Origin of the sequence: Paenibacillus sp. Lou8.1, from assembly GCF_024213565.1 — a bacterium.
GTDB lineage: Bacteria > Bacillota > Bacilli > Paenibacillales > Paenibacillaceae > Paenibacillus > Paenibacillus polymyxa_B.
This window is the reverse complement of record NZ_JANAVN010000017.1, coordinates 42,105-60,733: the sequence shown is the minus strand read 5'-3', so window position 1 is coordinate 60,733 and position 18,629 is coordinate 42,105. Positions and strand designations below refer to the sequence as shown.

General features: G+C 41.3%; 15 protein-coding genes and 2 pseudogenes. 2 read left to right on the top strand and 15 right to left on the bottom strand.

Going from position 1 to position 18,629, the window contains the following annotated elements; all coding sequences use genetic code 11:
• The first annotated feature begins 523 nt into the window (after positions 1 to 523).
• A protein-coding gene (locus NLX78_RS22025) for an IS1182 family transposase (RefSeq protein WP_254351505.1) occupies positions 524 to 1,923 on the top strand; the annotation gives its coding sequence in 2 pieces (ribosomal slippage) (positions 524 to 1,091 and positions 1,091 to 1,923; 1,401 coding nt in all).
• Between the two features lie 235 nt (positions 1,924 to 2,158).
• Here the strand turns inward: NLX78_RS22025 and NLX78_RS22020 are convergent.
• From NLX78_RS22020 to NLX78_RS22000, 5 genes and pseudogenes are all read right to left on the bottom strand, one after another.
• The gene (locus NLX78_RS22020) at positions 2,159 to 2,395 is read right to left on the bottom strand and encodes a hypothetical protein (protein WP_254351504.1); all 237 of its coding nucleotides are present in this window, start codon (positions 2,393 to 2,395) and stop codon (positions 2,159 to 2,161) included.
• Between the two features lie 182 nt (positions 2,396 to 2,577).
• Positions 2,578 to 3,219 carry a hypothetical protein gene (locus NLX78_RS22015; protein ID WP_069291968.1) on the bottom strand — a complete coding sequence of 214 codons (642 nt, stop codon included), beginning with the start codon at positions 3,217 to 3,219 and terminating at the stop codon, positions 2,578 to 2,580.
• Positions 3,220 to 3,592: 373 nt separating this feature from the next.
• Entirely contained in the window at positions 3,593 to 4,510 is a 918-nt protein-coding gene (locus NLX78_RS22010) for a prenyltransferase/squalene oxidase repeat-containing protein (protein ID WP_254351503.1), read from the bottom strand.
• 555 nt (positions 4,511 to 5,065) lie between these two features.
• The gene (locus NLX78_RS22005) at positions 5,066 to 5,887 is read right to left on the bottom strand and encodes a DUF2785 domain-containing protein (protein ID WP_235309809.1); all 822 of its coding nucleotides are present in this window, start codon (positions 5,885 to 5,887) and stop codon (positions 5,066 to 5,068) included.
• Positions 5,888 to 6,008: 121 nt separating this feature from the next.
• Positions 6,009 to 6,379 (bottom strand): annotated as a pseudogene (locus NLX78_RS22000) (winged helix-turn-helix transcriptional regulator).
• Between the two features lie 241 nt (positions 6,380 to 6,620).
• Here NLX78_RS22000 and NLX78_RS21995 point away from each other — a divergent pair.
• Positions 6,621 to 6,922 (top strand): annotated as a pseudogene (locus NLX78_RS21995) (NAD(P)H-dependent oxidoreductase).
• 190 nt (positions 6,923 to 7,112) lie between these two features.
• Here NLX78_RS21995 and NLX78_RS21990 read toward each other — a convergent pair.
• From NLX78_RS21990 to NLX78_RS21940, 10 genes are all read right to left on the bottom strand, one after another.
• Positions 7,113 to 7,541, bottom strand: coding sequence for a hypothetical protein (locus tag NLX78_RS21990; protein ID WP_254351502.1), 429 nt, complete (start codon positions 7,539 to 7,541; stop codon positions 7,113 to 7,115).
• Positions 7,542 to 7,748: 207 nt separating this feature from the next.
• Positions 7,749 to 11,177, bottom strand: a complete 3,429-nt coding sequence (locus NLX78_RS21985; RefSeq protein ID WP_254351501.1) for a GH32 C-terminal domain-containing protein — start codon at positions 11,175 to 11,177, stop codon at positions 7,749 to 7,751.
• 131 nt (positions 11,178 to 11,308) lie between these two features.
• Positions 11,309 to 11,488, bottom strand: a complete 180-nt coding sequence (locus tag NLX78_RS21980; RefSeq protein WP_250262070.1) for a hypothetical protein — start codon at positions 11,486 to 11,488, stop codon at positions 11,309 to 11,311.
• The gene (locus NLX78_RS21975; protein ID WP_237166418.1) at positions 11,406 to 11,606 is read right to left on the bottom strand and encodes a hypothetical protein; all 201 of its coding nucleotides are present in this window, start codon (positions 11,604 to 11,606) and stop codon (positions 11,406 to 11,408) included. The genes NLX78_RS21980 and NLX78_RS21975 overlap by 83 nt, the downstream gene beginning before the upstream one ends.
• Positions 11,607 to 11,732: 126 nt before the next feature.
• Complete coding sequence (locus tag NLX78_RS21970; protein WP_254351536.1) at positions 11,733 to 11,843, bottom strand: hypothetical protein; 111 nt, start codon at positions 11,841 to 11,843, stop codon at positions 11,733 to 11,735.
• 22 nt (positions 11,844 to 11,865) lie between these two features.
• Positions 11,866 to 11,934, bottom strand: coding sequence for a hypothetical protein (locus tag NLX78_RS21965; RefSeq protein WP_250262072.1), 69 nt, complete (start codon positions 11,932 to 11,934; stop codon positions 11,866 to 11,868).
• 915 nt (positions 11,935 to 12,849) lie between these two features.
• Positions 12,850 to 14,331 (bottom strand): glycoside hydrolase family 32 protein, encoded by a 1,482-nt coding sequence (locus NLX78_RS21960; RefSeq protein WP_254351500.1) that lies wholly within the window; start codon positions 14,329 to 14,331, stop codon positions 12,850 to 12,852.
• Between the two features lie 11 nt (positions 14,332 to 14,342).
• Positions 14,343 to 15,578 carry an MFS transporter gene (locus tag NLX78_RS21955; RefSeq protein ID WP_254351499.1) on the bottom strand — a complete coding sequence of 412 codons (1,236 nt, stop codon included), beginning with the start codon at positions 15,576 to 15,578 and terminating at the stop codon, positions 14,343 to 14,345.
• Between the two features lie 199 nt (positions 15,579 to 15,777).
• On the bottom strand, positions 15,778 to 16,761 hold the full coding sequence (locus tag NLX78_RS21950; RefSeq protein WP_061828412.1) for a LacI family DNA-binding transcriptional regulator: 984 nt from the start codon (positions 16,759 to 16,761) through the stop codon (positions 15,778 to 15,780).
• 967 nt (positions 16,762 to 17,728) lie between these two features.
• Positions 17,729 to 18,565, bottom strand: a complete 837-nt coding sequence (locus NLX78_RS21940) for an aldo/keto reductase (RefSeq protein WP_254351498.1) — start codon at positions 18,563 to 18,565, stop codon at positions 17,729 to 17,731.
• Positions 18,566 to 18,629: the final 64 nt, after the last annotated feature.

The window sequence follows — 18,629 nt, the reverse complement described above, 5'->3', positions numbered from 1 at the left end:
ACGCCCGCCTCCGACAGTCCCCAATGTTTATCTTTTTCCGCCTGAATTAAATCTCCTAGTGCCCAGGCTACTTTCCTCCGATTGAATAAAAATGATTAATGCGGTGAAGTTACCGCTGAAGCTTATCTTACAATCACTCGGCGGATAAAGAACGGGATCACCAGACCGATCACCGCTACGATCATTGCAAACCAAAACACATAAGCTTTTAATCTCGGTATCTCAAAAAATCTCATCCAATCTAGAGGGTTTCCTATAGCTTTAATAGGATGAAGCTAGAATAAAGCCTCTATATACCGCTGAAGGCTGTCGAGTAATATCGTCAGCCTTCCTTACATTAAATTATGAATTTTCACCCTAGAGATGAAGCCAATGCTGAAACCAAAACAAAAACCATCTATAATAGATGGCCAGGCTGTCGAGAAAGTCTCGACAGCCTTTTTTATGTTGATTTTGTTTAAGACGACACCGCGTTAATTTTGTATAATATAGGTAACTATTGCATAGAACGGACGGTGTTGATATGCTGCGATCTCATCGAGACAAACAACAATCCTTTGAATTGGTTTCTCTGGAAGAACTGGTACCACAAGATCATTTGCTTCGCAAAGTGGATAAATATATAGACTTCTCCTTTATTCATGAGAAGGTAAGCCCCTTGTATTGTACAGACAACGGGCGTCCTGCCATTGATCCTACCGTGTTATTTAAAATGATCTTTCTCGGTTATTTCTATGGCATTCGCTCAGAACGGCAACTCGAGCGAGAAATTCAGACGAACCTGGCTTATCGCTGGTTTCTGGGGCTGGGCTTAACCGATAAGGTTCCAGACCACACCACCATAAGCTGGAATCGTCGCACTCGCTTTAAAGATACCACGATCTTTCAAGATATCTTCGATGAAATTGTGCTGCAGGCGATCTCTCACCGAATGGTGGGCGGACGTGTTCTTGTCACCGATTCCACACACGTCAAAGCCAATGCCAACAAACATCAGTACACCAAAGAGCGAGTATTGCAGAATACCAAAGACTATATGGATGAGCTGAACGTAGCGGTGAAGGAAGACCGGAGAAACCATGGAAAAAAGCGTTAAAATCCCGAGAGGAAGTGAACGAAGAAAAAGAAGTGAAAGTGAGCAAAACAGACCCGGACAGCGGCTATATGATCCGTGATGGCAAGCCTGAAGGCTTCTTCTATCTGGACCACCGTACGGTGGATATGAAGTACAATCTGATTACCGATGTGCATGTGACGGCGGGGAATGTACATGATTCCGTCCCCTATTTGTCCCGTTTGGATCGCCAAAGAGAACGTTTTGGTTTTCAAGTCGAAGCCGTTGCACTAGACTCAGGTTATTTAACGACGCCAATTTGCCGAGGTTTGCAAAACCGAAAGATTTTTGCCGTGATTGCTCACCGAAGATTCCATCCTAGACAAGGACTGTTTCCGAAATGGAAGTTTGAATACGATGCCAAATGCAATGTGTATAGATGCCCAGCCCAACAGGAACTGCCTTACCGAACGACGGACCGTAAGGGATACCGGCAGTATGCGTCTGACCCAGTTCAGTGTCGGCATTGCCCACTGCTGGATCGATGCACCCAGTCTCGAAACCACCGTAAAGTGGTGACTCGGCATGTCTGGGAAGACAGCAAAGAGTGGGTACGGAGCAACCGGCTGAGCCCATCCGGGAAACAGCTGTACCGTAAACGAAAAGAGACCATTGAGCGAAGCTTCGCGGATGCCAAAGAGCTCCATGGGTTTCGCTATTGCCGTTTGCGCGGACTTCCGAACATCAAGGAACAAGCTCTCATGACGGCAGCCGTGCAGAACATGAAGAAGATAGCGATCCCACCTGGATCGCCTGGAGAAACAGGGGTAACACCCTGTTCTTCCAGATACCAGACTATTATGATGTAAAGAAAAAGAAACCCACGTCTCAAAAAGACGGGGTTTCTCGACAATCTGACCATCTATAATAGATGGTTTTTTTCACCGTGTGGATGGACGAGCACGAAATTCTGTTACTCTCAATTTTATTAGAAAAAATGCCCCACTCTACAGAATTTACAAATGCTGCTCGATGATTTACGTGAAACCTCTCTAAAAGATAAAATACACCGTTTGTTGGGTTCATATGACCAAGTGAATCAATCTAGTTGTATTGTTGCTCAATATAATCAACATGACGATTTAAAAGCTGAACATGTTCATCCTTTTCCATCAATCTTAATATACCATGGCATGAATGTAAGACTTGCGAAAAATGTTCACTTATTGCAATTATCGTTTTTTCAGCATTGTGTGTTTGACTATGTAGTCTCTTTATCGCAGAAAATACTGACGTTTTTCCTGCAGTAGATAACCCTTCGATGATTACTCCTCGAATCATATTCCACCTCTTCAAAATACTTCAGTACTCTTTCCGCCTGCCAAGGTAGCCAACCAATCACACTGGCAGCTACCTTCTTTCGTTTATTAAACTATTGTTTCCCGTTAGTTCAACAGGCTGCCAACCAAGGGCAGCCTGTATTATGTTACCTACCAATGAAATCAACAATTGTTTTTTTTATCTCATAATCCAAAATGCTCACGAACTAAATTAAACTGTTCTTCAACACTCAATTCGGGTGTTCTTTCCAGTGTTTTGATGCCATTTCGAATACAGGCACTTCTTACATCATGAGAAAATCTAATCATGTTTTTATTGCCATTTGCGATTGTTGCCGCTGGATTTGATGTAAGATTAATAACATCCAAAATCATCTTATGGTCTTCTCTAAAGAAATATAGCCTTTCTATTTCTTCGTCAGAAGTATAAAGGCAAATCATTCTTTCTTTTGGAATAAAGGGTAATATACGCTCGGGCATAATTCCTAAGTCTATAATGATTGGTTTATCAGTAGGCATTTTTAACAAATCCGTAACAAAAAATCCCATCATCTCTTCGACAATTTGAAAAAGCCAATGAACATGTTCATCATTGGGTTTATTGAACCATTTATCCCAATCTAAACCCGAATGAGGATACTGTAGGGCAGGGTATTCAACTGGATTGGTGAATGGTCTGTACTTCATCACGTTATCTTCCAGTGTTTGAAATCCTAACTCTTTAACAAATTTCTTTGTCATTGTGGACTTCCCTGCACAACAACCACCATTTAACCAATATACATGCTTTAATTGTTCCTTCAAATATTCATCATTTATTTTCATTGTAATCCTCCTCAATTTTTTAATATTGAGGGAGGTGACGGATTCTTATTGGTTTTCTGTAACTGTAAAACCACATAGTAAATCCCCCTTTCATAATCTTAATCAATCGTATTCGACATATTTTAGTTAATTCCTTCCTTCTCGTTATCCTGCCCGTTAGCGTAACAAGGCTGCCATTCAATCCACGGCAGCCTCATGGTTTAGTTTATTGAGTTGCCTCAACAAAGACCTCTTCTTTTGCTTCCCGTTTTGCGGTTTCAATCAGTGTTTAGACAATCTTTTACATATGTGAAATTTGCAACTTTCCCCTCTAAGCCTTTCCTCATCCTGGTCACTTCCTCTTCCATCATGAGCTCCCTTCTAAAGGAAGTCTTTATGCATAGGTATACTCCGGTCCCAATCGTTCGATAACTCGATCCAACTGTCTGGTTAGATAAGGCGAAACGTCACCAATGCCAGCCACTGCTTCTAACAAGGGAAAGGGTTGCCCACTCCACGGGCCTCGTGGATCAAAGACTTGTCTACCGATTCGCAATCCTCCTATTTCCTTGAAGATGTTCAATCGTTCCAATCCTTCAATAAGCAGCCCGACCGGCAGCGTTTTGTTCCTACGTCGGGACCATTCTGCCAAGAAGGACATGCCGCGTAATATATCATATTCAAAAAACCTCGGAAAGCAAGGCTTCAGCCATTCCATATCGATGACGCTTCTATTTTGTTTAGAACATACAAGACGATGCTCAATTAAATAACGTGCGCCTTCATCTAAGAAAACGACTTCCTGTTCAGTAAATTCACGGTCTGTATGCCATAAGATAGCTTCAAGCGGAGGAAGTGTTGAAACAATAGAGCTCTTTTTAGAATGAGTATAAGCTTCAGGGTCGCAGTTCAGCCCGCCATCAGGTAACTGATGCTTTAAGAGCCATTCGCGAATCCAAGGCAGTTCCTTGTCCAAATCACAGCCATACGCCATTAGAATCATATAGTATACGGCAAGTTCACAATGGCAGCAATCCATCTTCATCTTATCACTTTCACTTGTTGGATGGTCATCGGCGGATATGATGAAGGTCGGCCAGACCTGAGTTTCGAGTAAATATTTTGCTCCGACAATAGCAGACTCGGGAATTAGTTTCACCTCTCCCATTTCATAAAGAGCAGCCATATGCCACCAAGCTCCATCCCATTTTCGACGGCTGCACTCGCCGTGAGTCATCCCCAAATGGGGAGTAGATTCAAGGAACTGTATAGATTCTTCGATTGCTAAACGAATATTTCGATTTGTTTCCATCTGGGTATCTCCTTTTTGATTACCTCTACTTCATGCTTCAGTTAAGCAACGCTCACCTCGTATACCCTTCCACTCTTAAAAAATTCGATATGTTATTAACCCATCCTGTCCGTTAGCTCAACAGGCAGCCGATATTACGGCAACCTATTCTTATGATACCATCGTGTTGCGTTAATTATCTTAATCTCTAGATTTGTTACAAATCAAATTCATGAGATTAGTAAAATACTGTTTAATATGTTTTTTCGGAATTAAGATTACTTGTTGAACTAAACTGCCCGTTAGCTTAATGTAAAACGGAGCAGCTGCTGACAGCAAACTGCTCCGTTTAAATTTAAAATAATGCGTCCCAATCGTCTAATAATTGCCGCATATAAAAAATGAGTTCTTCGATGACAGAATAACTTCACGTCTTGAACAATGGAGATTTATCTGAACCACCAATCGAATCAACTGTGAAAAATATGGAGATGAAGTGTCCTCTGGGGGCTACTGTTTTTACTGAACTTGAAGTGAGACGAACAAGTGAGGGGGCGTTCCCCACTTTATTCTTAACTAGGAATAGTATACTTGTTCTACTTTATATAATGTATGCTCGATAGTTGGACAAAGTTCGGCATCTACTTTGTGAAATTTAACTCGAAAGTACAAACTTTTCAAGAAGTTCTTTATATTATTTTTTTGCTTAAAGGCATGAAGAAATTCTGGATTTTTCTCCACGTCACCAAAACTTTGGATCCATTTCTCTACATAGGTCTGACTAAGTATTTTTCTATTTAAAACACTAATTACGGATTTCACCATTCTTTCATCTTCCCCATCGGAGTAAACTCGATCTGATATGGTCATCTTTTCATAAACCAAATCGAGTATGGTTAAGAGGTCTTTTTTGTCCAGTTCGGAACATTGGGCCAGATCGTCCAAAGCATCTGCTGCATGAGCTATGGCATGAGCCCATCCTTTTTCTTCATCATACCCACGGTAATCTCGCTCCTTATGTATATTACAAAATACTTTCTCTTTGATCTGATGAATATGCTCACTTGAGAGAAATGGTGACTCCCTGTGCCTCATAAGGAGAAGCGGTATAACTAGCATAGAGAAAGATCTAGTGAAGACAGAGTCTGTATTTATTTCATCAAGCCTGAAAAGCAAATGGTTTTTATCCAAAACAACGGGTAGGAGTTGTTCCAATTCGTTTACAGTTAGAGCATTACCAGGAATCCAATTGGATAAGGTTGTATAAATTAGCTCATCACGTAATTGGGCATCTAAAGAACCGATGTTATTCATCATCTCTTGTATCAATTGGAATGTATCGGAAGGTGCTTGGTAGTCATTTGCTTTTATCAATATCAACTTTTCTTTTAGATTCATTTTACACACTCCTACTATATTGCTATTCATTTTAATCATCTCTATTTTAGTAACATTCCAAGCTAGTTCATGTATAACTGAACATCATACTTTTGAGCACCTTTGTTTACTTTGTACAGACCTAAAACTCTTCCAAAACCTTGGATTTGTCGCCATGAACCTTTTCCAGGTGATCCTCTCCCCAATAGCATAAATGGTCTAGCGCGGGCTTTAATCCCCAGCCGTAGGAAGTTAGCTCATACTGCACTTTGGGTGGGATCTCTTTATAAACCTTTCGTGCAACAATCTCATTCTTTTCCAGGCCTCTTAGTTGAGTGGTCAGCACTTTTTGCGTAATGCCGGGGATTAACCGGCGAAGCTCAGACGTCCGTTTCTGTCCTGTCATCAAATGATAGATGATTAAAGGCTTCCATTTCCCCCCATTACTTCTAATGCCGCCTCCACTCCAACTTTATACTTCTTTTGAACGCTATTTTCCCTCTTTTCAGTCATCTCTTATTCCTCCGTTAAAAGGCTGTGTTTTTCCTACATAACATTCATTCACTTCAGTCCATTATTCAGGTAAGTTTCTAGGGCATCTATCTAGGGCACTTCCATGTTCCTAAGGGACCTGTATCATCCTATAGAATTTGAAAGTACGTACTTCCAGATTATTTTAGTACTGTTATAATAGCATCAGCCATTGATCATGGCTACAAGTTAGCTGTTGAGAAAGGTAGTGAAGAATACAAGTATGAGAGTATTAAGCGTTGTTTCGCACCCGATAAAAATTCCCTGACCTCTAAGGTTGCCGATCGTTTCGTACAAGGTCTTGCCGAGGCTGGCCACGATTACGAGATATTGGATTTACATGGGATTGGCTTTGACCCTGTTTTAAAGGGAGTAGATGAACCTGACTGGTCAGCTGCGGAACAGTCCTTTACCCCTGAAAAGGTTGAATTTTTATACGAGACTTTAGACTCCAATCCCAAGCACTATGAGATGCTGCTTAACCAAGCTCATCATTTAGGGTTGAATTATGCCAAGGAACAGTAGCCTTAAGTTAAGTCTGAACTCTATGGAGTCTGTCCAAGGAAATGCGATAAAATAATAATACGAAATTGCACCTTATTTGAGCAGAGAATTTCAAATTTATTTTGAGCTTATTTTGTCAGAACGCCCGGAGCGCCCGCAACGTTTTGGGCGTCCTTCTTCCTTTTGTTCGAACGGAAATGTAGGTATTGCGCTAATCCTCATCCGGATGTTCGAGCAGCCTCAGCTTTGGCATGTGCATCTCTGGAATATACTTCAGGGATTCCTGACGAATGATATCCACATCACCGGAGTCTACCAAGCTCCCCGTCAGGGCAATAGTCTCCGGGTTCATTATTGCAATCAAGCTGGTTACGGCACGACCAGACAAAGAATGAAAAGTTGCCCGATCATGCAACTGGCGGTACAGCTCATCATGAGACATGCCAAATGGTAAAAAGGCAATCTCTCCCGTAAAGCAAGTAATACCTCTGTGGATATGTCCGCCCACCATCATGCCTGCTCCTGAGAAACAAACTTCAATAAATGTCGCAACCGCAACTGACTTTTCTTCATCATATCCCTGCTTCTGATAGAACCCATACACGGTCAGATTCATGTTGTTATCCACAATGACTTCCATCTCATGCTTTTCACGGCGGAATATTAGATTGTCTCTCCTGCCAGGATGGCAACCGTATAAGTCAGAGAATGACTCTTCACTTCAGCCTTGATGATGATGCAGGCAACATAAGAAAAGTTCTCATTGAAGCTGCACTTGCATCCTGCAGGACAACGGGCTCCCCATTGACAAGGTTCACTGTATAAATCGATTTCTGTGCTGCGGCATTTACAAGGCTGACATGATGATGTTTGCAGGTTCATCGTTGCTCACATTGACGTTTTGATAAGATGCGTAGCCGCCAAATACATGAAGTCCAAAGTGGCCTTCTGCAAAAGTACCATCCATTACATCTATGACTTTTTGTCTATCCACATAAACTACAATATGCGGTCCATTCGCTTCTATTTTCACCTTATAAGTTTGACATGGCTGAATGAAAGTCGGTACTTTCGCAAGAACCTGCCGTTCTTCAAATCCTCCATTAATTTTATAGAACAGACGGATCGCCTTCATGTTAGGGTCTAGATTCAGATAGTAACCACTGCGCCCATCCTCGCTAGCCCTGAACAAAATAGAACCTGCTCCTCCTGTTTCACCAAGCATCATGTCTGCTTCATACGTAAAATTCCCAGCCTTCTCTTTAGCGATATAATTCGCATCGCTGAAATAATTACCACGAATCCCATTCTCGCTAACTAACCATGAAGCAGCAGACAGATCTTTGGTCCATCCACTCAGGTTTGTCCGGAACTCACCACCTGTGACTTTAACGAGCACACTAGCGGATGCTTTACCATTCGGAGTAGATACGGTGATCGTGGACTCCCCTTCTTTTTTCGCCTCAATAACCGCCTGTGAATTGTCTACCACGTCTAAGGCTATTACTTCTTTATTGCTGGACTCCCACTTAAGCGGTTGAACGCCAAAACCTGGTCTGTACTCGACCATTGCCTGCAGTGTGTCCGATTCCCCTATACCCAGTTCCCGAACCCTCGTATCCATCTTTATCTGAGCTTTTGAATTAATGTCCTCATTCCAGACGGATTGAAGTTGATGCACTTTCAAGGAAACAACGTTCACATTCCCGCCTTTCACGTAAAAACTCATCGCTCTACTGGCTGGATTCGGAAATATAACATCTGAAAAGACGACTTTGCCGCCGTTACCAAAGGCTTCAACGGAAGACTCATCCACAAGAATACGCATCTTGACCCGATTATTCTCCATTTGCATCGGCGCTTCATGCTTTTTATTGAAAAGGCTGGAAAAGTCCGTTACTCCAGATGCAGTTCGGTCCACAAACATTTTACTCTCGCTTGCGGTATAACCCACAACCGTCTTCTGATTTGCACCCTCACGAAGGTTAAAGCCGAACTCGGTCACTGTGCTGGCTTCAGGGATTTCAATTTCAGCTTCAATTTCGTAAGCACCTGAAATAATGCCTTTTAGCAGGTTCCCGGAAGAAGGACTCACCCCTTTGTTAGAAGCAGAGTACAATGGTTTACGCAATGATTCCAATTCTTTAATTGGACTTTGTGCCATCCGAATTCCATCTTCGGTCGTTACCAATGATACTTCTCTCGGAATGGTTAGTTCACCTTTCCAATTCGTCGTTGGGAAAGCGAACGGATAGTCCCAATTCGTCATCCACGCCATCATCACTCTGCGATGATCAGGCATGTTAGCAAAAGACATCGAAGCGTAAAATTCTTTACCAAAATCTGTTCTTAGCACCTTACCCGCCGGATTATCATTCACGAATTTACCATCAGCTGTTAAATGACCAATAAAATACTCGGCATCTGATCCACCAGTTTTTGGATTCGCTCCCGTACTGATCATCATAACCCACTTCTTCTGTGACGTTCCGTCTACCGGAAGCTGGAACAAATCAGGGCATTCCCATACACCTCCGCGGACGTAATCCCCGTATCCCCAATTATCTGTCAATGTCCAGTCAAGTAAATTCGTTGACGTATAGAAACGAATATTATCTCCTCCGGACACAACCATAACCCATCGGTTATTCTCGTCATCATAGATCACTTTCGGATCGCGGAAATCCCAAACCCCAGGGTCTTCTCCGCTCTTACCTGGGTTCTCGATCACGATCGGGCGGTCCTTCGAATATTCCCAAGTGCGACCTTGGTCCTTGCTGTATGCCAGACCTATACGCTGGTTCCCATTCGGGCCATCCGGATTATAGGAAGTATAATATGCAATAAGGCCCTTGCCTCCTGAATCCCCGAATAAACCGGATGCATTCGTCATATCCGCAACAGCCGATCCAGACCAGACATGTCCGTGATCATTCCACGGAAGTGCAATCGGAAGCTGCTTCCAGTTCAGCAAATCTTTACTGACAGCATGCGCCCATGTGCCTCCATCCTGATGGAAGAGATGATATTCCCCTTCGAAGTAGACAAGTCCATTCGGATCACTTGCTGAACCACGTATTGGCGTGTAGTGATACTGAGGACGATATATTTCGTTATAATATTGGCTCGATTCCGTCACATAAGTATCCTGGAAGTAAGCCGTCCCCTGTTTGACGACGATTCCGATATTTCCATTCGTGTAGGTTGAATCTTTCACGTCAATCGCGGCCGTAGTGTATCCGTCCAGGAAGACCTGAATTCGATTTCCCTTTGCCTTGATCTCCACATGATGTTTGGCTCCCATCTGACTCGGATAAGTACGCAGTGAACTTGCAATTACTGTTCCTTTCGTATTCGTCAAACTTACACGGACCTGATCTCCTTCCTTCGTAAGAGTAGCTTCATATCCATCAGCTCCATCGGCGGAGGAACGAAATGCGAGAGCCGCAACAGAATCAGGAAGAAGGGTAATATTCCCTTCATACACAATATCAGCCGCCTGTTTGTTATAGATTTGCTGTGCCTTGCTCTCATGTGCTATCGTCCCTCTTTTGCCGCTGATATCAGGCTGCCATTTTCCCTTACTTGCAACCACTGTACCCAAATTACCTTTCAGATCGCTCACCACGATGTTCGAAAACAAGGCGGATCCATCCCATACATGAAGTCCCAGCTTTCCGCTTCGATACGTAATGTCCTGAACATCAATCAAAGGTTTATATTGATTGCCCCAATATACTTTTAGCGAGGAACCCACTGCCTTCACTTTGAGATGATAGATCTGCCCCGCTTCAACAGAAACTTTACGCTCCTCCTTTAATTTCCCATCTCCATTCCTTGCATCCCTTAACCGAATCAGACCTGTACCCGGAATGATTTGGAGTTTGTACGAGCTAAAGCCATCCTCATTAGAACGGAACAACAACGTTGCGACTGCCTTCGTATCCCTGATCATGACATCAGCTTCATAGATAAAATCATCGGACACCGTCTCGGAGATGGCCGTTACATTTTCTTTAGGCTGCGAAGTCAGCAAGATTCCTTCTGAAGTATACTCTAATAACCCTTTCCCTTTCACTTGCCAGCCTGTCAAATTGGTGTTTGATTTGGTTGCGTTTTCAAAAATAGAAAGCTCCTCCTTTGCCTGTTTACTTGCTTCCTGATCAGCGAACACAGCCCAACCCGTAGCCGGATTAGATGTAAAAACGCCCATTGAAGTCAGAGCTAACCCCGTTGCCATCAGAAGACATATTGCGAATTTAGATTTATCTTTCATTCCTTACCCTCTTTTCTAATGGAATTGAAAGTAGCGGTCAGCAACTCGAGCTTAACTGGACGAGTCCTGGCAGCACAATATAATCAACAATGTGATCCAGTATGACACTAGAGCTGACATAGCCGTTCAGGTTATGTAGCACAGCCTTTCGAATCAACGGGAACAGCTCTTAGCTGACTTAATTCACTTATGGGTGTTTGGATTAAGCAAATTCCCTCCGAATACGTCCTAAGCTGTATCTCTCGGGGGATTGACATGTGACCACGCCATTCTTCTGAAGGAAGAGTGGAAGCATAACGCCAATTGTTCATCCAGCCGACCCAAATCTTTCGTACGTCCTCGTTCGGAATGCCATCCCAGGTCACGGCCGCCTGCCGGTGGTTCTGAATCGTTTGGATTCACACCATTTCTATCCCCGACACTTAGCATCAGAATCCACTTAGTGATATTGGGATCTTCATCCACGTGGATTTTAAATACCTCAGGACATTCAAAAATATCTCTCGATGGATACCCGGAATATCAGAGATGAAATCGCTTGCAAAAAACCATGCCTTAAGATTGGAATACGTATAAAAATTTTACATGGTCTCTTACGGCAAGAACCATTACCCACATTGACGATTCGTCATACCAAAACACCTTCGGATCACGAAAGTCTAGCATTTTCGTTGGGAACAAAACAGGATTACCTTGCCTGTGTATCATAAGGGGTATGTTGGTAGAACAGGTGGTACTCTCCTTCATGGTAACCCATGCCGTTGGGATCATTCATCTAATTTTCCTTCGGCTAATAGTGTAATTGGGACTGTATTTATTTTTATAAAAAATATTCACTGGTTCCTTTTCTGCTACTCATCTCACCAGATAAATGTATTTCTTTAATGTTACTCACCCTCCTTTTAGGTTATTTAGGATCTTAATAGAAGTGATTCAACTAGCTTGGCAACTAAATTGGAATGCGTGCAAATAACTGCTTAGTGTACCTGAAAAATGTATTTCTTATGAACCAAAATAATCCAATAGTGTGCATTTGTCAATCTTTTTTTACTTCATTTCACATATTTTTAGATAAATGAGCTTGTTTATTTTACATTTGCACAAAAATATATTAAATCACTCGAAAACGGAAACTTTTATTTAATTTTATCTAATCGTCCTTCTTTATTTTGTAAACTAAATGTATCTACAAATGTTCACAAGTTCTTGTTCTTTCCGGCAAAGGAACCAAGCTTTTGGTCTGACCGCGGCAGCTGCAACACGTCCGATGCTCCTGCAGACGGTGAGATTTCTTTCCTATCTGGAACCCTCCCTTAAACCAAGCCTAGGTTGCAACCAGGAACGAAAAAAGGACGCTCATTAATCCATGAACGCCCTTGCTTCAGAACTCACAACTTTATTTGACACCTTAGTCACCCTATTTTGATAAATGGTGACTAAGATGCTCATGTTTATTTTATTATTCACCTCTGATTTTTACAATTTTATGCTTCTTCATTCAAGACTAAATATCCACTCATTTGCCTTGAAAAAATATTAATTCTATCGCCTTAAAAAAACGACACTACATATTTTCTGCAGTGTCGTCTTTAATCCGATTATCTTAAGTAATTTAGCGAGATAAAATCTTACTTTTCTTTTACATAATATGAACTGCAATCTTTTCATCGAGTTATTCAGCTTGCCATATATCTTTCAATTTCCAATAGGTCAATTCATTTACTAGTGCCTCTCCACCCTCCGTTATGATTTCTATGCCTAGCAATTTCTCACTCGGATAGATGCGACTTGTCATCGTAGCTTGTCCTTCATTCGCAAACATTTCAATGGATGAGCGATCCAGATATACATGCAATGTCAGCTGCCCCCCAGCATTGAAGGCTGTTTGACGTACTCCATCTGTCTTCTTACCTGATTTAGAACAATTAAGCATAAGTTTCTGCTCCGGAATAGAATATGTGATAACTGTTTCTTCTAGACCTGTTCCACGAAACTTCAAGCCTACCATGTCTGCACTTGACTTCGTGAGGTCGAACACTACCTTAAGTTCAAGCAGGTCGGCTTCAACTTCCTTAAAGTAACTTCCAGAAATGGCGCCATATTGACACAAAATATGTTCACTTTGACGAAGCAACTTCATTTCTTCTACTGGATTCATCAGTACTTTATTATTGTCACCCAACGTAACTAAACGCGGGATCGTCATTGCTCCACACCAGCTGTCTGCTTTCGTCGGCATATCCGATTCCCACATATCCATCCAACCAATCGCAATGCGGCGACCTTGATCATCTAGAAAAGTTTGAACCGCATAGAAGTCATGACCATTATCCAACTCGATGAACTCTCCATGCTTATATTCATTACTATCATAATTATAATCGCCAACATAATATCCCGTCTGGAACAAGTTATTGTACTTATCTCCCTGCGCATCAATACCTTGTGGGGAGAACATAAATATATGCTTACCGTTCAGTTCAAAGAAATCAGGGCACTCCCACATGAAGCCCATATTCTTATCTCCCTGCAGAAGCACACCATGATAGGTCCAAGTTCTAAGGTCAGGAGATGTATATAGAATAACACGCGGCAGATCTTCTTTCGTGCTGTTACCTAGGATCATGTACCATGTATCCTCATGCTTCCATACCTTCGGATCACGGAAATGCTGGGAGCTATCTATCGGAGGTTCAGCGATTACGGGATTCTGCCTTAGTTTTGTAAAATGAATACCATCTGTGCTTACTGCCACATTTTGATTTTGGAAAAAGATATTGTTTGGTTGATCAATATAGTGATGGCCAGTATAGATCAATGTCAGTTCGCCGTTATTATCTACTGCGCTTCCTGAGAAGCAGCCATCAAGATCACACGCATCTCCAGGTGCTAATGCAATCGGACAATGCTCCCAATGTACAAGGTCTTTACTCTTCACGTGACCCCAATGCATTGGACCCCAGTTCTCATCATAAGGATGATGCTGATAGAAGGCGTGATATTCACCTTTAAATTGAATTAATCCATTTGGGTCGTTAATCCAGTTTGCTGGTGCCATAATATGATAACCTAATCGGTACCGCTTGTTCATTTTCGCTTCTGCCTGTTTCAATGCTTCCTCAGCTTGCTTCGTATTGTTATTATATGTGTTCATCTGTCTTCCTCCTATGCTGTTTCAAAAAGCTTGTTAGGCTTGGGATTCAGCTTTTTCTGTTCTTTCTTTAAGGTAAAGATTGAGATTGTTGTAAAGGCAAATACGAAAACACCCATAATCACGTACGTATTTGCAAAGCCTCTAATGTCATAAGACATACCCGCGATTGGCGAGAAGATCGAAGCTCCTACCTGACTCATAAACTGGTATCCCACCAGATATAGGATCGAAGACAGACGCGTATCGAAATTAGCAGCCAAGTACTTAAATACGGAGATCAGCATGATTGGCAGTTCCAATGCGTGAATCAATTTCATAGCTGAGATACCATAAGGTCCAATAACTAAGCCTGAACCCATGATCCGGAACGCCATCAAGAACCCTGCCAATATCAGACCCTTTTTTGCTCCAATTTTGTTGACAATGAAAGGCGCTAAGAACATCATGCCTGCTTCCAAGAATACTTGTAGGGAATTTAAGTAACCGTAAACTTGATTGCCTAAAGCAACCGTTGAGAACGTCGATGAAAAGTAATTCGGGAACTGCTGGTCATACACATTGTAAACACAGGTAACACCAAGAACATATAAAATGAAGAACCATAAATGCTTATTTGCAAACAAACGGACGATTTGCTTAAAGTTAACAGATTCTGCTCGCTCCATCTCGGAATCTGTCATTTCAACTTTAATTGTCATCATAATGATAAACAGAATGACAGCAGATACGGATCCAATCCAGAAGTTAATGTTAGGGTTGATATTGAAGAGCTGACCAGCGAAAAATGTTGCTGCTGCCCAACCTAGCGAGCCCCACATACGAGATTTTCCGTATTCAAAGCCATATTTTCGGCTGACTTTCTCGACATAAGATTCGATGGCTCCGATTCCTGCCAAAAAAGAAATACCCAAGTATAATCCACCTACAATGGCGCCGAGAAATACATTGTATTGAAGTAACGGCCCATAGATATAGATATAGAAAGGACCAACAAATAAGAGTAAAGAACTGATTAGAAATAAAATATGCTTCTTCAATCCAATTTTATCTGATATATAGCCATAAAGCGGTTGCATACATAGCGCAAAGATAGCGTTTACAGTAAAGATAACACCTGTTTCAGCACCATTCAGACTGATTTCTTGCCCTAGCCAGATGGAGAACAATGAGTAACTTGCTGACCAAGTAAAGAAGAAAAAGAAGAAATAGGCACTTAGTTTCCAGTACAAGCTCTTTGACTTTCTCATATCGAACGCTCCTCTAAGTTAAACATTTAATGTAAATGAAAGCACTTCCGTATTTACAGATCGATTATATGTCAACCGCTTTCATATGTCAACCGCTTGACATATTTCTAAAAGGAAAAGAGCTCTCCTCTTTGATTTCAATTACTCTAATAAGGATAGCTCCACCTTATATCACAATGCTGAAACTATGGAAATTGTATTAAGCTGTACTAGCTTCAATAAGTTTCACTGGTAGATAGGTTTCTCGCGGGACATCACTGAATCCACCTTCAATTTCTTTAATAAGTAACTCTATGGAAGATCTCGCGATCTCCTGTATTGGTTGCTGAATTGTCGTTAATTCTGGGAGAAGATTGCGGGTTGTTTCTGTTCCGTCATATCCAATTACGCGAATATCTTCAGGAACACGTTTTCCTCTACTTCTTGCTTTAGCAATAAAAGACGCAGCCACCAAGTCATTACTCGCAAACAATCCATCTACTTCAGGATGTTCATCGAGCAAGCGTTTAATCGGTTCATCGTGATTCTGTTGGTGGAAGGGATCATGTACTTCATAGGTAATTGCCTTTCGACCATACTGCTCCATCACATCTTCATATGCTTTTCTTCTCAAGCTTGCCGGTGTTTCCAATTCAACAGGGCCATTGATGTGTAAGATATGCTTGCACCCCTTTTCAATAAGCAGTTCTGACGCCAGTTTTCCACCCAAATAATTATCCGATCCTACAACTGGGATTGAATCGGATAGAAAATGATCGATCGCAATGACGGCAATATTCTTCTGTTCGTAATTTACGATACCTCGGTTGTGTGTACCAACGATAATACCGTCAACTTGATTTCGCATAAGCATATCCACATAAGATTCTTCTTTATCCAGCTGATTCAAACTGTTACAAAGCAACAGCTTATAGCCTAATGACGCAGAAATATTCTCTATATGAAAAGTCAGCTCTCCGAAAAATGGGTTGCTTGTAGTTGGAATGATTAATCCAATTAGATTTGTTCGTTTACTAAATAATGACCGAGCCACATCATTTGGTAAATAATTCAGTTCCTGCATCGCTTTATGAACTTGATCCTTCGTTTCTTGACTGATATAGCCACGATTATTAAGTACGCGAGAAACCGTAGTCGGTGAAACTCCAGCTAATTGTGCAACATCGTTAAGTTTTGGTTTCATTGATTCAACCTGCCTTCTCTCCATGCCAAGTCTCCAATTATTCTATTATTTTAACATGGTTAAACGTGAAAAAACATCTGACCCTACGAGCCCTTTTCATTCAAATCTGTAATATCATCCATATACAGTGGTATTTGTTTTGTAGGTTGCTACTGCCTCCTTGAACCATGGATATTCGCGGCTTGAATGATTGATAACAAGGTCCATGACATCTTACTCCCTTTCGGTCCGCTTCTTCCATCAAGGTGCGAAAATCATTTAGACTCCCACACAGCGGGTATACCTGATAGTAATCAGTTACATCATATTTATGGTAACTTGGAGACGGATTAGGGGCATAAGCCAGAGGCAGTTGACCTCCAAATCCACCCCGAATGGAGTTTGCCATCGTTTAATTAATCAAGTTTTTGTGTAATTCCTTTTAAATCACTGTGTCCGTCTTGTGAACATACTTGGTTGAATTATTATTCTTGTGGAATATGGATAAATGTATCCATTTAAGTGTATACATCCCGAGATTTTTGTCATTTTATATGGACTAATATATGAACGTACCATAATGGAATGAATCTCATGTGTGATTTCGTAGAAGAAGATGGGGCTGTGTTACCGCTTTTGGACGGCATGCTTTACATGTAGAAACTGGTAGTATACAACAAAGAAGGCGCCAATCTAGCGACGCCTCTGCAGAATCTATAAGCTATTTAAATCAGTAGGTCTTAAGGTTTTTTTGAAAGTAAAACGCACAATTTAATTGATAATATGTGCTTGAGAATAGATTTAATATGTCCTAGTAATTAACTTATCGTGTTAAATACAGTTCTTCCATTTAATTTTTCACATACTTCTCTGCCATTATAACCGTTAATCAGTTCTATATGCATATGATTATACGTGGAATTGAATCGATATGTGGGAAGAATTTGGGTTAATTGTTACGTAAACATAGTATTGTTGTCATGAAATTTCATGTTGCTGAGGGTTCCACGTTTTCAGGATCGTGAAGAGATAAGATTAAGCTCTCTTTGGAATCCAACGTAGCAATCCTCTCCATATCTTCCCTACTCAATTCAAAGTTAAAGATATTGAAGCTTTCGATAATTCTTTCTTTATGAACAGACTTCGGAATCGCAAAAATTCCTCTTTGTATCAACCAACGTAAATCAACTTGAGCCACGGATTTATGATGTTTCTCAGCCATTGATGCCAATACTTCAATTTTGAAAATGTTATTTTTTCCTTCAGCAAATGGTCCCCAGGACTCAATCTGTACATGGTGATCCTTCATAAATTGAGCATTTTCTACTTGTTGTGTAAATACATGCGTTCCAACTTGGTTTACAGTAGGAACGATTTCAAGATCAACGATTAGGTCCATCAGGCGATCATTTAGGAAGTTACTTACGCCGATTGCCCTGATCTTACCCTCATGATATAATTCCTCCATCGCACGCCATGAACCATGGATATCGCCAAACGGCATATGAATGAAATACAGATCCAAATAATCCAGTTGCAGTTTTTTCAGTGATGTTTCGAATGCTTTCCTCGCACTCTTGTAACCTGTATCCTGAATCCAAAGCTTTGTTGTAACGAGTATTTCCTCTCTGGACACGCCACTCTGCTTGATGGCACGACCGACTGCTTTTTCATTGCTATACACAGCAGCGGTATCAATCAATCGGTAACCTTCCATTAGGGCATTATAAACCGATTCTTCGCAAACATTTTTATCATCAATTTGATAAACCCCAAATCCGAGTATCGGCATCTCGACACCATTGTTTAGTGTAACATTTTGCATGTTAGATCCTCCTACTTTTTAACCTCAATACCCAAGATAAAAAGAAGCTCCGATAATGTCGGGG

Bases quoted from the DNA above. Each gene is read 5' to 3' on its own strand.
- NLX78_RS22020 (WP_254351504.1), bottom strand. From the start codon at position 2,395: ATGATTCGAGGAGTAATCATCGAAGGGTTATCTACTGCAGGAAAAACG.
- NLX78_RS22015 (WP_069291968.1), bottom strand. From the start codon at position 3,219: ATGAAAATAAATGATGAATATTTGAAGGAACAATTAAAGCATGTATAT.
- NLX78_RS22010 (WP_254351503.1), bottom strand. From the start codon at position 4,510: ATGGAAACAAATCGAAATATTCGTTTAGCAATCGAAGAATCTATACAG.
- NLX78_RS22005 (WP_235309809.1), bottom strand. From the start codon at position 5,887: ATGAATCTAAAAGAAAAGTTGATATTGATAAAAGCAAATGACTACCAA.
- NLX78_RS21990 (WP_254351502.1), bottom strand. From the start codon at position 7,541: ATGGAAGTCATTGTGGATAACAACATGAATCTGACCGTGTATGGGTTC.
- NLX78_RS21985 (WP_254351501.1), bottom strand. From the start codon at position 11,177: ATGAAAGATAAATCTAAATTCGCAATATGTCTTCTGATGGCAACGGGG.
- NLX78_RS21980 (WP_250262070.1), bottom strand. From the start codon at position 11,488: ATGAACAATTGGCGTTATGCTTCCACTCTTCCTTCAGAAGAATGGCGT.
- NLX78_RS21975 (WP_237166418.1), bottom strand. From the start codon at position 11,606: ATGCTAAGTGTCGGGGATAGAAATGGTGTGAATCCAAACGATTCAGAA.
- NLX78_RS21970 (WP_254351536.1), bottom strand. From the start codon at position 11,843: ATGCTAGACTTTCGTGATCCGAAGGTGTTTTGGTATGACGAATCGTCA.
- NLX78_RS21960 (WP_254351500.1), bottom strand. From the start codon at position 14,331: ATGAACACATATAATAACAATACGAAGCAAGCTGAGGAAGCATTGAAA.
- NLX78_RS21955 (WP_254351499.1), bottom strand. From the start codon at position 15,578: ATGAGAAAGTCAAAGAGCTTGTACTGGAAACTAAGTGCCTATTTCTTC.
- NLX78_RS21950 (WP_061828412.1), bottom strand. From the start codon at position 16,761: ATGAAACCAAAACTTAACGATGTTGCACAATTAGCTGGAGTTTCACCG.
- NLX78_RS21940 (WP_254351498.1), bottom strand. From the start codon at position 18,565: ATGCAAAATGTTACACTAAACAATGGTGTCGAGATGCCGATACTCGGA.